Source organism: Amycolatopsis acidicola, from assembly GCF_007713735.2.
GTDB lineage: Bacteria > Actinomycetota > Actinomycetes > Mycobacteriales > Pseudonocardiaceae > Amycolatopsis_E > Amycolatopsis_E acidicola.
On the sequence record NZ_VMNW02000009.1, the window covers coordinates 98,807 to 113,357 of the forward strand.

9 protein-coding genes are annotated in these 14,551 nt (G+C 71.2%); 2 read left to right on the forward strand and 7 right to left on the reverse strand.

Going from position 1 to position 14,551, the window contains the following annotated elements; genetic code table 11:
* Window position 1 precedes the first annotated feature (1 nt).
* The 7 genes from FPZ12_RS09070 to FPZ12_RS09100 all read right to left on the reverse strand — a co-directional run bounded on the left by FPZ12_RS09070 (window position 2) and on the right by FPZ12_RS09100 (window position 11,491).
* Window positions 2–3,304, reverse strand: a complete 3,303-nt coding sequence (locus tag FPZ12_RS09070) for a serine hydrolase (RefSeq protein WP_144750524.1) — start codon at window positions 3,302–3,304, stop codon at window positions 2–4.
* Window positions 3,301–4,242 carry an ABC transporter ATP-binding protein gene (locus FPZ12_RS09075; RefSeq protein WP_144750522.1) on the reverse strand — a complete coding sequence of 314 codons (942 nt, stop codon included), beginning with the start codon at window positions 4,240–4,242 and terminating at the stop codon, window positions 3,301–3,303. Before FPZ12_RS09075 ends, FPZ12_RS09070 begins: the two co-directional genes overlap by 4 nt.
* Window positions 4,239–6,113, reverse strand: a complete 1,875-nt coding sequence (locus FPZ12_RS09080) for a dipeptide/oligopeptide/nickel ABC transporter permease/ATP-binding protein (RefSeq protein WP_144750520.1) — start codon at window positions 6,111–6,113, stop codon at window positions 4,239–4,241. The genes FPZ12_RS09075 and FPZ12_RS09080 overlap by 4 nt, the downstream gene beginning before the upstream one ends.
* Window positions 6,114–6,116: 3 nt before the next feature.
* Window positions 6,117–7,094: an ABC transporter permease gene (locus FPZ12_RS09085; RefSeq protein WP_144750575.1), complete on the reverse strand. Its 978-nt coding sequence runs from the start codon at window positions 7,092–7,094 to the stop codon at window positions 6,117–6,119.
* A 19-nt stretch (window positions 7,095–7,113) separates the two neighbouring features.
* Entirely contained in the window at window positions 7,114–8,673 is a 1,560-nt protein-coding gene (locus tag FPZ12_RS09090; protein WP_144750518.1) for an ABC transporter substrate-binding protein, read from the reverse strand.
* A 14-nt stretch (window positions 8,674–8,687) separates the two neighbouring features.
* The gene (locus FPZ12_RS09095) at window positions 8,688–10,073 is read right to left on the reverse strand and encodes a serine hydrolase domain-containing protein (RefSeq protein ID WP_150980234.1); all 1,386 of its coding nucleotides are present in this window, start codon (window positions 10,071–10,073) and stop codon (window positions 8,688–8,690) included.
* Window positions 10,074–10,156: 83 nt separating this feature from the next.
* Entirely contained in the window at window positions 10,157–11,491 is a 1,335-nt protein-coding gene (locus tag FPZ12_RS09100) for a DUF6498-containing protein (RefSeq protein WP_144762567.1), read from the reverse strand.
* Between the two features lie 221 nt (window positions 11,492–11,712).
* Here FPZ12_RS09100 and FPZ12_RS09105 point away from each other — a divergent pair, with 221 nt between their 5' ends.
* Both FPZ12_RS09105 and FPZ12_RS09110 read left to right on the forward strand, forming a co-directional pair.
* Window positions 11,713–12,918 carry a cytochrome P450 gene (locus FPZ12_RS09105; protein ID WP_144762564.1) on the forward strand — a complete coding sequence of 402 codons (1,206 nt, stop codon included), beginning with the start codon at window positions 11,713–11,715 and terminating at the stop codon, window positions 12,916–12,918.
* Window positions 12,919–13,705: 787 nt separating this feature from the next.
* On the forward strand, window positions 13,706–14,548 hold the full coding sequence (locus FPZ12_RS09110; protein WP_243769754.1) for an ABC transporter permease: 843 nt from the start codon (window positions 13,706–13,708) through the stop codon (window positions 14,546–14,548).
* Window positions 14,549–14,551: the final 3 nt, after the last annotated feature.

Genomic DNA, 14,551 nt, shown 5'->3' on the forward strand with positions numbered 1-14,551 from the left:
GTCACACCACCTTCGGCGTGGCGCGGACGCCGTGGTGCACGTACTGCTCGCCGGTCGGCAGGGAGTAGAACGTCACCGGCATCCAGTCCGCCAGCTGCGGAACCCAGACCACGAACAGGTTTTCCGACACCGCGACGAGTTCGTACTCCTCCACCGGGTCCGGGACGAGCTCCGCGAGCGGGCCGGTGACCGTGGTCCGCAGCTTCGGCTTGCCGTCGTCGGTGAACACCTCGATGCGGGTGCTCGCGCGCTCGTAGGTGCCCAGGTGCGGGCTGATGTCGACGGAAACCGGTTCGGCGGGCGGGGAAAGCGGGCGCGGAACGGCGACCTCGGCCAGCTCGGCGAAGATCTCCCGGTACAGATCTTCATACAGGCCACGGGAATTGCCGCCGTTGGTGAGCAGCGTGACGGCGAGCCCTTCGCTGGGCAGCAGGCGCAGGAACGCCGCCTGCCCGATGGTGTTGCCGTCGTGCCCGATGACGAGCCGGCCGTCCCAGTCGAGCCGGAACCAGCCGAGCCCCCACGACTGCGCGAGGCTGTGCTTGTCCGGCAGGTCGACCTGTTTCGCCGCCATCGCCGAGGCGCTCGCCTCGCTCAGCACGCGGGTCCCGTCCGCGGCGAGGCCGCCGGTGAGGTGCATCCGCGCGAACGCCAGCACGTCGGCGGGAGTCGAGTCGATCAGCCCGGCGGGCCCGGCCGAACGCGCGAGTGTCCACACGGGAGCCTTGACCGGCTCCGGCGCGCCCACATGTCCCACCGCCGCGCGGAACATCAGCGCTTCCTCGGGCAGCGTGACCGTGTGGTCCAGGCCCAGTGGCGTGCACAGCCGCTCCCGCAACGCGGCGTCCCAGGTCTTGCCGGTGATCTTCTCGATCACCCTGCCCGCCAGGGAAAAACCGGAGTTGCAGTAGGACCAGGTGGCGCCGAGGGGATGGTTCTGCGCCACCTCGTCCAGGAGCGCGACGTACTTCTCCAGGCAGTCGTCGCCGCGCCCGGTGTCGGTGAACACGTCGCCGTCGATGCCGCTGGTGTGCGTGAGCAGGTGGCGCATCGTCACGCGCTTCGCCACGTCCGGCTCGGCCAGTGTCAGCTCCGGGAGCACGTCGGCCACCGGCGCGTCGAGGTCCAGCAGGCCCTCGTCGACGAGCTGCAGGACGACGGTCGTGGTCCAGACCTTCGAGATGGAGCCGATCTGGAACAGCGAGTCCGTGGTCGCCTCGACGCCGGTGTCCACATTGAGCACCCCGTGCGCGGCGTCCACGAGCTCGTCCTCGGTGCCCACGCGCAGGATTCCCAGCGCCGCGCCGGGAACGTGGTGTTTCCCGGCGAGGACGTCGAGGCGGTGCTGCCAGTGCGCGGCGTCCAGCGGGGGCCGGCGGCCGGGCGTGTACCGCTCGACCCAGTCCACGAGGCGGCGGTTGTAGTCGAGCCGGTGCGACGGGCGGCCGGTCAGGACGAACGCGTGCGGCCCCTCCGGATAGAGCACGAGCCGGGTCGGCACGCCTCGTGACCGCAGCGCCATGTGCCACTGCTGCGCCTGCCCGACCGGGCAGAGCAGGTCGCCGCCGCCGTGCAGGATCAGCGTCGGCGTCCGGACCTGGTCGACCTTCGCCAGTGGCGACATCTCCGCGTACTCCCCGGGGTTCGCCCACGGGAGCGCGCCGAGTTCGTGCGCCGCAAGGAAATGCCCCTCGTCGGAGGTGCCGGCCATGCTGGTGAGGTCGGTGACGACGCCTCCGGCGACGGCGGCGGCGAAGCGGCTGTCGCGGCTGGTGAGGAAGCACGTCATGAAGCCGCCGTAGCTGTAACCGGTGAGGGCGAGGCGCTCCGGGTCCGCGATGCCGTCGGCGACGAGTTCGTCCAGCGGCTCCAGGAAGTCCTGGGCGTCGGAGGTGCCCCAGCCGCCTTGCACCGCGGTGAAGAACTCCTCGCCGTAGCCGTCGCTGCCGCGCGGGTTCAGCAGCAGCACCGTCCAGCCGCGCCCGACGAGTTCCTGGTGGTAGAAGTGCATTTCGTCGGTGCTGCCCGTCCACGCGTTGTGCGGACCGCCGTGCACGTCGAGCAGCAGCGGCGAAGGCCCGGTCACCGCCGGGTCACGCAGCAGCCAGCCGTGCACCACGGTGCCGTCCGAGATCGTGAACTCCCGCTCCTGCGGCTGGAACAGCTCCAGCTCCGCGGGGCTGTGTCCGGTTAGGACGGTCTCGGTGCCCGTCTCCAGGTCGAGCACGGCGATCTCGCCGTAGGAGGCCGGCGTGGTGCGCACGACCGCGGCCGTGCTCCCCGCGACCGCCAGCCCGGCCACGGTCCACCCGGCGCCCGTGAGCAGGGGGCGCGGCGTGCCACCGTCGACGGGCACCGAGTAGAGGTGGGTGGCGCCGCGGTCGCGCACGCAGAACAGCGCGCTGCGGCCCTCGTCGGCGAGCCGCGGCCACGCACCCGGGTACGCCGGACCGCCGGGCATCACGTTGCGGTCCAGCGGCGCGGCGAGGTTCACGGGCTCGCCCCCGTCGAGCGGCACGCGCAGCAGCCCGGCGATCCCGTCCGGCCCGTCGGCGTGCCCGACGACGAGCAGCGCGGACCCGTCCGCCGTCCAGGTAACGGCCATGCCCACACCCGTCGCGAGGCCGGTTTCCTTCGGCTCCGCAAGAGGATCCGTCACATCGAGGACGTGCACGGGGACGCGCACGGCGAGGTCGCGGTCCGGGCTCGTCGCGGCGGCGAAGGCGAGCTTGGTGCCGTCCGGCGACCAGGCCGGGTCCCCGGCGTTCCAGTCGCCATCGGTGACCCGGCGGCAGTCACCACTCGCCACGTCCAGCACGTGCACGTGCGCCCGGATTCCGCGTAGCACACCGGATCCGTCCGCGTGGTAGTCGAGCCGGTCCGCCACGATGGGGGCGTGTCCGGCGGGCCCGCCGTCGAGGTCGGTAGCCGCCGTGAACGCGATCTTCGTCCCGTCCGGGCTCCACGCCGGTTTGCCCGCACCCAGCGGCAAGCTCGTCAGGCTCTCGGCCTCGCCGCCGTCCGTGGGCAGCAGCCAGATCTGCGGCGCGCCTTCCTTCGCGCGCAGGAAGGCGATGCGCGTGCCGTCAGGCGAGAACGCCGGGGCGCTGTCCGCGCGGCCGTGCGTCAGCGGGCGCGGTTTCCCCTCCCGGACGCCGACGCGCCACAGGCCGCGCACGTTCTCGTCCGCCTCGGCGTCACTCCCCCGCAGCACGTAGACCACGGTGTCGCCGGAGGGCGAGAGCGCGGGCTCCTCGGGGATCGTCAGGGCGGTCAGGTCCGTGATGCGCTGACGTCGGGTCACCGGCTTCTCCTTGTGTGCGCGAGGGTTGTGGATGCGGCGAAGTGGCAGGCCGTCTCGTGCCGGTGCCCTTCGGGGGACGGCTCGGTGTCCCGGCAGACGCCGCGGTCGCCGAGTACGAGCGGGCCGGCCGGGCAACGCGGGTGGAACCGGCAGCCGGACGGCGGATGGTGCGGGTCGGCGGGCTCGGCGTCGGCGACAGCGTCCACTTCGGACAGTGTCTCGGCGCCCGCCGCCGCGAGGAGTTCCCGGGTGTACGGGTGCTGCGGGTCGGTCAGGATCTCGTCCGCCGGGCCCTGTTCGACGATCCGGCCCAGGTACATCACCGCGAGGAAATCGCTGACGTAGCGGACCACGGCGAGGTCGTGCGAGATGAACAGCATCGACAGGCGCGTGCGGCGCTGCAGGTCCCGCACCAGGTTCAGCACCGTGCCCTGCACGGAGACGTCGAGCGCGGAGGTGATCTCGTCGGCGATGATCACCTCCGGCCGCGCGGCGAGCGCGCGGGCCAGCGCCACCCGCTGGCGTTGCCCGCCGGACAGCTGGGCGGGCAGCATCGCGGCGCGGTCCGCGGGGAGGCCGACCTGCTCCAGCAGCCGCCCGACTTCCCCGCCGCGGTCCTTGCTGCCCCGGGGAAACGCCTCCGCGATCGAGGCGCCGATCGTCATCCGCGGGTCCAGCGCGGAGTACGGGTCCTGGAACACCAGCTGCACCGGGCCGGGGCTGCGGACCGGGCTCCCGTCGGCCAGGATCCGGCCGCCGGTCACCGGGGCCAGGCCGACCGCGGCGCGCGCCAGCGTCGACTTCCCGGAGCCGGATTCGCCGACGAGGCCGACGATCGCGCCATCGGGCACCGTGAGGTCCACCCCGTCGACGGCGGTCAGCCCGCGCCGGCGCGTGCCGTAGCGGACGGAGACGCGTTCGAAACGCAGTTCGCTCATCGCGCCTCCCCTACCTGGAGCTGTTCCGGGACAAGGGCTTCCGCCGGATGCCAGCACGCGGTGCGGTGCCCGGCCGTATCGGCGACGAGCGGCGGGTCCTCGGCCGTGCACTGCGCGTCGGCGAACGGGCAACGCGGGGCGAAGGCGCAGCCTTCGGGCAGCTCCGCCGGGTCCGCGGGGCTGCCGGGTATGACGGCGAGAGGTTCGTCGCGGTCCGTCGTCAGGTCCGGCACCGCCGCGAGCAGCGCCCGCGTGTACGGGTGGCGGGCGTCCGACGTCAGCTCGGCGGCGGGCAGGTCCTCGACGATCCGGCCCGCGTACATCACCAGGACCCGGTCGCACAGCTGCCGGATCACGCCCATGTCGTGGCTGATCAGCAAAATCGCCACGTCGTCCGCCTCGCGCACGTCGGCCAGCAGCCGCAGCACGCGCCGTTGCACGGTCACGTCCAGCGCGGTCGTCGGCTCGTCGGCGACGATCAGCGCGGGCGTGCCCATCAGCCCCATGCCGATCATCGCGCGCTGCCGCATCCCGCCCGAAAACTCGTGCGGCAGCTGGCGTGCCCGCCGCGCCGCACCGGGCAGCCGCACCGCGCGCAGCCTGTCCACGGCGCGCGCGAACGCCGCGCCGCGCGGCAGTCCTTGGTGGTAGCGCGCCACTTCGGCGAGCTGGGCGCCGACGCGCTGAGTGGGGTTGAACGAGGTCATCGGGTCCTGGAAGACCATCGCGAACGACGTGCCCAGCGTGCGGCGGTCCGCTTCGGGCAGCGGCTTCCCGAGGAACTCGAGCCGGTCGGCGTGCACCTGGCCAGGGTCCTCGATGAGCCGGGCGAGCGCGAGCGCCGTCACGCTCTTGCCGGATCCCGACTCGCCCACGACGCCGACGGATTCCCCGCGTCCGAGCGAGAAACTCACACCGCGCACCGGGTTCACCCCCGGGAACGTGACGCGCAGGCCCTCGACGGCCAGGACCGGGTGGCCGCCCGCCGATGGCGCCACATCGGCGGGCGGCGAAGCCGGAGCAAGCTCCGGCCGCCTGGGGGAACCGGCCGCCTGGCCGATCGTGGTCGCCACCGCCTCGCCGAAGAGGCTGAACGCCAGCCCGGCGACCACCACGGCGACGGCGGGCGCCAGCGCGCCGGCCGGGTGGATGTACAGGCCGTCGAGGCCGTCGCGAAGCAGGCGGCCCCAGTCGAAATCGGGCGACTGCACGCCCAGTCCCAGGAAGGACAGCCCGGCGAACGACAGCAGCGTACTGCCGGTGGTGATGGTCGCGTTGACCACCAGCGGTTCGGCCACGTTCGGCAGGATGTGCCTGCCCAGCAAGCGAAACCGCCGGACGCCGACGATCCGCGCGGCCGCCACGTAGTCCAGCGCCAGGACGCGGGCGACCAGCGTCCGGGTCAGGCGGGCGAAGGCGGGCGCGATGGCGAGGCCGATCGCGAGCACGCTGCCCCGCGCGCCGACGCCGAAGATCACCGCGAAGAACAACGCCAGCAGCAGCCCGGGAAACGCGACCGCGATGTCCACCACCGCCGACACGAACCGGCCCAGCCGCTTGCCCAGCAGCACCGCCGCCGTGCCGAGCAGCAGGCCCGCCACCACGCCGATCGCGGTCGCGGCCGCCGCCAGCTCGACCGACAGCCGGGTCGCGACGAGCACCCGGAAGAAGATGTCGCGGCCCAGGCTGTCAGTGCCCATCCAGTGCTCGGCCGACGGGCCGCGCAGGATCTGCGTCGTGTCGAGCGCGCTCGCCTTGTCCGACCACAGGATCGGCGCGAACACCGCGAGCAGCAGCACGAGCAGGACGACCGCCGCGGCCGCCGCGCCCAGCGGGCGGCGCAGCGTGGCCAGCCACTTCGACTTCCGCACGGCTCAGCTCTCCCTGATCGTCGAACGCGGGTCGAGTAGCGCGAGCGCCACGTCGACGGCGAGGTTCACCAGCAGCACGCCGAGCCCGTAGACCAGCACCACGCCTTGCACGAGCGGGTAGTCCTTGGCGAGGATCGACTGCACGATCGTGCTGCCCAGGCCCGGCCACGCGAACACGTTCTCCACCAGCACCGTGCCGGCCACCATCGCGCTCAGCAGCAACCCGCCCAGCGTCAGCGTCGCCGTGAGCGCGTTGGGCAGGGCGTGCCGCAGGTACACCCGCGGCGCTGGCAGGCGTTTCGCGCGGGCGGTGCGGATGTAATCCGCGCGTAGCACGGAAAGCAGCTCGACGCGGGTGATCCGGGCGAGGATCGCGGCCGGGCCCGCCGCGAGCGCCAGCACCGGCAGGACGTAGGACTCGGGCCCAGAGCGCCCGGCGACCGGGAACCAGCCCAGGCTCACCGCGAACACGAACACCAGCCCGATCGCGATCAGGAACTCCGGGACCGCCGCCAGCACCGCGCTCGTCGTGGTGAACGCCAGCTCGGCGTGCCGGTGGCGGCCGCCGCGGGTGAGCACCGCCATCGCCGTGCCGACCGGGACGGCGATGGCGACAGCCAGCAGGAACGCGTAGCCCGCGATCTCCAGCGTCGCCGGGAGCCGCTCGCCGATCACCTTCGCCACCGGCAGGCCGGATCCCAGCGAGGTGCCGAAGTTCCCGGTGAACAGGTCGCGGAAGTAGTGGAGATACTGCTGCCACAACGGATCGTCGAGCCCGAGCGCGGCGCGGCGCGCTTCGACGAGCTCGGGCGAAGCGGTAGGGCCCAGCGCCGCCCGCACCGGGTCGCCCGGGATCAGGTGGATCATGCCGAACGCGGCGGTCAGCAGCACCCACACCGAAACCAGCAGCCTGCCGCCGCGGCGCACCGCGAAGCGGAGCCAGACGTTGTCGCCCAGCGCCGCCACGCGGGTGCCGGTCATCGTGGTCACTCCGGGCACCTCAGCCGAGCATCCGGATGGTGCTGGGGTCGATGCTGCCCTGCGTCGTTTCCAGCGTGGCACCCTGGACGAACGTCGGGCGCACCGCGTTGACGAACGGCACCACGTCGAGGTTCTTGACCAGCGCCTGCTCCCCTTCGGCCCACTTGCCGCAGCCATCGGCCCCGGCGATCGCGCCCGCCTGCTGCACCGCCGCGTTGTACTCCGGGTTGTCGATCGCGGCGAAGTTGTTGCCGCCACTGCCGGAGAAGAACGGGACGAGTTGCGTCGGCAGGAAGACGCCGACCGGGACCAGCGCGGCCTCCCAGCTGCCCTGGGTCAGGACCTGCATGCTTTCGGTGTCGGTCATGCCCTTGACGGTCACCTGCGCGCCGATCGCGGACCACCGCTGCTGCACCAGTTCCGCTGCCGCCTGCATCGTCGAGCCGAGGGTCGAGGGGTAGTAGAAGGTGAGCGCGAGCTTCTTGCCGTCCTTGACGCGCACGCCGTCCGCGCCGGCGACCCAGCCCGCGGCATCCAATGTGGACTTCGCGGCGGCAGGGTCGGAAGCGGGCAGCAGACCGGAAATCGTGTTGCCGCCACACGGCCCGAGGCCCGGGGCGAGCAGGCTGTTCGCCTGTTTTCCGGTGCCGCTGGTGAGCACCTGGCCGAGCTGGTTGAGGTCGAGTGCCTGGGTCAGTGCCTTGCGCACGTCGGCGTCCGCGCCCGGTTCGCCCGCCCGCTGGTTGAACCACAGCTCGCCGAGTGGGGACTCGATGTCGCGTTCGGTCAGCCCCATGCCCTTGAGCCGCTGCTGGTCGGGGCCGACCACGGTGGCGGCGTTGACCTCCTTGGAGGTCAGGAGGTTCGCGGCGGTGGTCTCGTTGCCGACCACCTTGATGACCACGGTGTCGGGCAGGCCGCGGGTGTCGGCCTTCCAGTCGCCCGGGCCCCACGCGTAGTCCTTGCGCCGGGTGAGCGTGTAGTGGTCACCGGCGACGACGTCGGACACGGTGTACATGCCGGTGCCGTCCGAGCCCTGCTTGAGCAGGTTGCGGTCCTTCATTCCCTTGCCGCACACGATGAACAGCCCGCCGACGTCGCGCACCAGGAAGGAGTCCGGGGTGGAGCTGGTGACGGTCACCGTGCCGGTCGCGTCGTCGCCGGTGGCCTTCGCCCCGGGCATCACGTAGAGGCCGAGCGAGGCGGAGCCGTTCTCCTCGTCGCCGACGAAGTTGATGTTGTCGGCGACCTGCGACGCGGTCAGCGGCGTGCCGTCGGAGCACGTGATTCCCTTGCGCAGCGTGTACTTCGCGGTGGTGGTGTCGCCCTCCCACTTCTCCGCGAGCCCGGCTTCCATGTTCCCGCTGCCATCGATCGCGACGAGCGTGTCGTAGAGGAACCGGTCGGCCTGGATCGTCACGCTCAACGCGGTGAAATGCGGATCGAGGCTGCCCGGGTCGCCACCCGAGACCAGCGTGAAGGTCCCGCCGTCGACCGTGCTCGCCCCCGAACCGCCCCCGCAGGCGGCGAGGGTCAGCGCCAGCGCGGCGGCGGCGGCCGTTTTCAGAGCGGACTTCATTCTGCCTCCCGGCTTCACCGGACGCGCCGGGTGGCTCGTCCGGAATGGACGTACTTCGCGTGGCCGTCGCCGTCGTCGCCGACGAACACGTGCGGCAGGTGGACTCCCTGGGTGGGGGCGAGCGGGATGAGGCTGTCGCCGTCCAGGCGGACCAGCTCGGTCCGTTCGGGTTCGGTCAGCTCCGCGAACAGGCCTTTCGGCTGTTGATCGAGCCAGATCCGCCCGTCGTCGTCCTGGGAGACGGTCAGCTCCGCGACCTCGCTGGCGTACGTGCCGACGTACCGGCTTCCGTCCACCGGCGCGGGATCGGACGGCGGGACGGGCAGCGGTGGGAGTTCGACCCCGGCGAGCTCCCGCAGCAGGTGCCCGTAGACGTCCGCGTGCAGGCCGATCGGGTCACCGCCGTTGGTGAGCAAGGCGATCACCACGTCCGCGCCCGGCACCACGCGCAGGAACGCGGACTGCCCGATCGTCCCGCCGTCGTGGCCGATCACCGGGCCGCCCGGCCAGTCGAACAGCTCCCAGCCCAGCCCCCACGCGGTGCCCATCAGCCCGAGCGGCGGGAGCACGACTTGCTGTTCCCGCATGGCTTTCACCGCGTCCGCGGACAGTATTCGGGTGCCGTCCGGCGCGACGCCGTCGCGCAGGTGCATGCGCGCGAAGGCGACCAGGTCGCGGGGCCGCATCGCGAGCGCCGAGCCGGCGGGCGCGTTCGATCTCGTGAGCGACCACACCGGGGCAGGCCGCGGTCGGCCTTCCGGCGCTTCCGGCGCCAGATGCCCGACCGCGGCGCGGTGCAGAATGGCCTCGTCGGCGCAGGTCGCGACGTGCGTCAGGCCGAGCGGGGTGGCGAGGTGGTCGCGCAGGCACTGGTCGTAAGGCTTGCCGCGCAACACTTCCACGACGCGGCCGAGGACGCAGAACGCGGCGTTGTTGTAGGAGAACATCTCTCCCGGCGGGAACAGCTGCTCGGTTTCGCCGAGCGTCGCGACGTACTTCTCGACGCAGTCGTCGCCGCGGCCGGTGTCGGTGAACAGGTCACCCTCGAAGCCCGCGGTGTGGGACATCAGCTGGCGCACGGTGATCGCTTCCGTGGCCGCCGCGTCCGCCACCCGGAACCCGGGCACGTATCGCCGGACGGGCGCGTCCAGCTCGAGCAGCCCCTCGGTGGCGAGCTGCATCGCGAGCGACGTGGTCCAGACCTTCGTGATGGACCCGATCTGGAACACCGAGTCCGGCGTGGCCTCGACGCCGGTCGCCACGTTGAGCACTCCCGCGGCCGCGTCGGCCACCTCGTCACCGGCGGACACCGCGATCGCGGCAGCGGGCACCCCGCGCTGCTCGACCAGCCGGGGGAACTCGCTCCCGAGCCAGTCGCCGATCTCGTCCAGCTTCGCCATCGGGCCAACGTAGCGGCGGCCGGGGACGAAAAGTTCGTCCGTTCGCACAAACCTGCCCGGGCCGACTCGTCGGGCTGGACAAGCTACCCCGCGGGCCGCCGCCTGAGGACCTCGTCCATCCCGCATCGCGACGTGGCCTTGATGACGAGCGGCGGCGACGGCTCCTCGGGCCACGTGATCACCGAGTAGGTTTCCTCCGACTCCGGCAGATCCCGGTGGCGGACATCCCGGCCGCGGGCGTGCACGCGGACCCGGTAACACCCCGGGCCCGACGCGCTCAACCGGGGCAGGTCCACGCCCCCGCCGTGCGCCCGGACGCGCAGCTCCCCGTCCGGCACGGCGAGGGAGAATTCCGCCACGTCCTCCCACTCCTGCAACCGTTCCCGCTCCTCCGGCGTATCCAAACCGGGCCGAGACACGAAAGCGGCGGCGCTCACGGTGATCGTCCCCCGCTCGATTCCGGTGCGCACGAGCAGGAAAGACTCCCCCAAGCCGCCGAGCCCCGTGGAATGGTCCAGGTTTTCGAAGCTGCCCGGAAACCGGGCGTCACCGAGGACGAAGCTGTGTTTGAACACGCGGACGGGCGCCGTCCCGGATTCGGCGGCACGCACGCGGCGCTGCTCCTCCTCGGCCCAGTTCCGGCGCCGGGCCCGCAACGTGAACAGGGAACGGATCTCCAGCGCGGTCTTCGCGACGACGAGGACGACGACGCTCCAGCGCTGATCCATGACCGGCCGCAGCCCCACGCTCAGCGGCGCGAAGGTGAGGATGAGGCCGAGCGCGACGCCCCCTAGCAGCACCCCGGTGCGCGCCATGCCGTACTCGTACACGTCCGCGGGCCCGAGCAGGTACCGCTCTTCCCGCCAGAACCAGTCGAAGACATAGGCCACGCCCTGCCCGAGCAGGAGACCGGCCAGCACACCGGCTCCCGTCAGGATCGTGAGTTTCGGCGTTCCCGCGAAGAAACCACCGGTCATCCACAGGAAGAACCCGGTGAAGACCGTGGTGAAGGCCTGCTGGAAGAAGAACGAACCGGCCGATGCCACCTGCTGGCGCGGGTTCGATCCGCCCGGGGTGCGGATTCGGAAGGAGCTGGGAAAACCCGGGCCGAACGGGGTGGTCGGGCCCGTGGAGACGGTTCTGCTCGCGTCGCCTTGGGTGTAGCGCGTGACGCGGCGTGGACCGCGGGCCGTGCGGATCTTGAGCACGCCCCAGATGCTCAGCGCCAGGTTTTCCAGCCAGTAGACGATCAGTACGTCCTGCCACCTCCAGCCCCGCCACGCCACGGCCGCGACCGGAAGCAGGTTGACCAGCACCAGCGCGGCGACCGACACGGCCCGGCTGTCACTTCGGGCGAACTTGCGCAGCAGCGTGCTCACCAGCCCCGAGACCGCCCCGCGCCAGGCGTCACGTTCCACGGTTTCCTCCCCCATAACCAAAAGTGACCGTGGAAAAGGGTAGCGCGAATACGCCTTCGCCGAAGCGGAATCCGAGAATTCACCGGCGGCGCCGTCTCATTTTCCGGTCCTTTGTGGACGCGGCGTTGACACTTTCCCGGGGCCGGTGCCACCATTCAGTATACTTAAATACCCGCGATGCCGACGGAGCAGTGCTGCTTCCGGTGAGAGGGGATCGTGCCGTGCCGGTCACCGCCACGACCAGTGAAGTCCACTACGACCCGTACGATGTCGAACTCAACGCCGACCCGTACCCGATGTTCCGCCGCCTGCGCGAAGAAGCGCCCCTTTACCGCAACGAGGAGCACGGATTCCATGCGGTGAGCCGGTTCGAGGACGTCCGGAAGGGGTTGTCGGAGCGTGACACCTTCATTTCCGGGAAGGGCGCGATCCTCGAACTGATCAAGGCGGACATCCCCATCCCGCCGGGTGTCCTGATCTTCGAGGACCCGCCGATCCACACCATTCACCGCACCCTGCTGTCCCGGATGTTCACGCCGAAGAAGATCCGCGAACTGGAGCCGGCGATCCGCGGGTTCTGCGTGCGGGCGCTGGACCCGCACGTCGGCGCCGGCGGGTTCGACTTCGTCACCGATCTCGGCAAGCAGATGCCGATGCGGGTGATCAGCATGCTGCTGGGGATCCCGGAAGAGGATCAGGAAACCATCCGCGACCAGGTGGACGCGGAACTGCGCACCGAAGCGGGCAAACCGATGGCCCGCTATTCCGAGGAAGGCGACTTCGCCTCCGGGGAGATCTTCGCGCGCTACATCGACTGGCGGGCCGAGCACCCGTCCGACGACATCATGAGCGAGCTGCTCAACGCCGAGTTCGAGGACGAGACCGGCACAACCAGGAAGCTGACCCGCGAAGAGCTGCTGACGTACGTCAACGTCGTCGCGGGCGCGGGGAACGAGACCACGACGCGGCTGATCGGCTGGGCGGGCAAGGTGCTCGCCGACAACCCGGGCCAGCGCCGTGAGCTGGTGGAGAACCCGGCGCTGATCCCGCAGGCCGTCGAGGAGTTGCTGCGCTTCGAACCGCCCGCGCCGCACGTGGCGCGCTACATGACGCGCGATGTCGAGTTCCACGGGGAGGTCGTGCCCGCGGGCAGCATCATGATGATGCTCATCGGCTCCGCCAACCGGGATGACCGCCAGTTCACCGACGGCGACCGGTTCGACATCCATCGCGAAACCCGCCAGCACCTCACATTCGGCCTCGGTACGCATTACTGTCTCGGTTCGGCGCTGGCCCGGCTGGAAGGGCGGATCGCGCTCGAGGAGGTCCTCGCCCGCTTCCCGGAGTGGGAGGTGGATCTGGCCGGCGCCACCCTGTCCCCCACGTCGACGGTCCGCGGCTGGGACACGCTCCCGGTCCGCTTCTGAGGATTCCGCGACTCGCCAACGCGCGCGGCCGACCCGCCACCTCGCCGAAGTGGACGGCCACCGCGCGGCCGACCGGCCAACGTGGGTCGGCCACTGCACAGCCGCCCCGCCAACACACGCCGCCAACACACCAACACGCGCGGCCAACCCGCCAACGCGCACAGCCAACCCACCAACACGGGCGGCCAACACACAAGCACGGGCGGCCAACTCACCAACGCGCGCACCCCCGCCGAGTCCGCACGCTCGCAACGGCCGTGCGGGCGTGCGGGCGTGCGGGCGTTGCAGACCGTGCGGGCATGCGGGCCACGCCGACACTTTCGGCCGCACCCGCCCCGTTCCGCGCGCGGCGGCTCCTCACGCTCCGCGTTCCCGCCCCGAGCACAGCCCGCTACCACCGCACGCCCGCCAGCGCGCGTAGCGCAAAAACCCTTTTCGCACAAGGGCTCAGCTCACGCGGGCAGTCCGCGTGCGACTGTCCCACCCCGAAAGATTCACTCAATTCCCGGCCGGCCACGGAACCTTCCCGGTCCCACGAGCGGAATCGTCGCCACCGACCGGGAAGCCGTATACTCTTTTCCCGCTCGTCCGTCCACATGGGGCGTTGACCACACCTCCCCCGGATGCTAAGCATTAGTACAGCACGAAGCGCGCCACCCCACCTCCACCACCGCGATTCCTTGTGCGCCAACGGCGACCGGAAAGAGGCGACGATGCCTGAGCGACCGGCGATGCCCCCTTCCCCCGTCCTGCCGGGCCCCCGCCCCGGCGCGAGAGGGCCGCGCCCGTGGCGGCGGTGAGCCCCGGCCGGGCGCGCCGCGTCCTTTCCGTACTGGGGTCGGTCCTGGACACGATCGGCTACCAGGTCGTCTTCTACGGCAGCGCCTACGGCTGGTTCCTCCGCGCGATCCGGCGCTACCGCTCGGAAATCCTGCGCCAGCTCGCCTCGGTGAGCTTCGGCCGCGGCGCGCTCGCGATGATCGGCGGCACCGCGATGATCGTGGCGTTCCTGACCGGCACCACCGGCGTCGAGCTCGCCATCCAGGGGTACGCCCAGCTCACCAACATCGGCATCGACGCACTCCTCGGCTTCGTCTCCGCCTACGTCAACACCCGCATCGCCGCGCCGCTCGTCGCCGGGATCGCGCTGGTCGCCACCGTCGGCGCGGGGTTCACCGCCGAGCTGGGCGCCATGCGCATCAACGAGGAGATCGACGCGCTCGAGGTGATGGCGATCCCCTCGATCCCCTACCTCGTCACCACCCGCGTGATCGCCGGGCTGATCGCGGTGACCCCGCTCTACGCCATCTCGCTCGTCATGTCCTACACGCTCACCCAGGCCACCACGACTCTCCTCTATGGACAGTCACCCGGCACCTACTCGCACTACTTCGACACGTTCCTGGTGCCGAGCGACGTGGTCAGCTCGTTCCTCGTCGTGCTCGTGATGGCGCTGGTGATCATTTCAGTGCACTGTTACTACGGGTTCACCGCGACCGGCGGTCCCGCGGGCGTCGGCAACGCGGTCGGCCGCGCCGTCCGCCTTTCCCTGGTGGGCGTGATGTTCGTGGCGCTGGGCATGAGCCTCATCCTGTACGGCAACTCCGACACCCTGCACATTTCGAGGTGACCG

Coding starts and splice junctions, on each gene's coding strand:
- FPZ12_RS09075 (WP_144750522.1), bottom strand. CDS start 4,242: ATGAGCGAACTGCGTTTCGAACGCGTCTCCGTCCGCTACGGCACGCGC.
- FPZ12_RS09085 (WP_144750575.1), bottom strand. CDS start 7,094: ATGACCGGCACCCGCGTGGCGGCGCTGGGCGACAACGTCTGGCTCCGC.
- FPZ12_RS09090 (WP_144750518.1), bottom strand. CDS start 8,673: ATGAAGTCCGCTCTGAAAACGGCCGCCGCCGCCGCGCTGGCGCTGACC.
- FPZ12_RS09095 (WP_150980234.1), bottom strand. CDS start 10,073: ATGGCGAAGCTGGACGAGATCGGCGACTGGCTCGGGAGCGAGTTCCCC.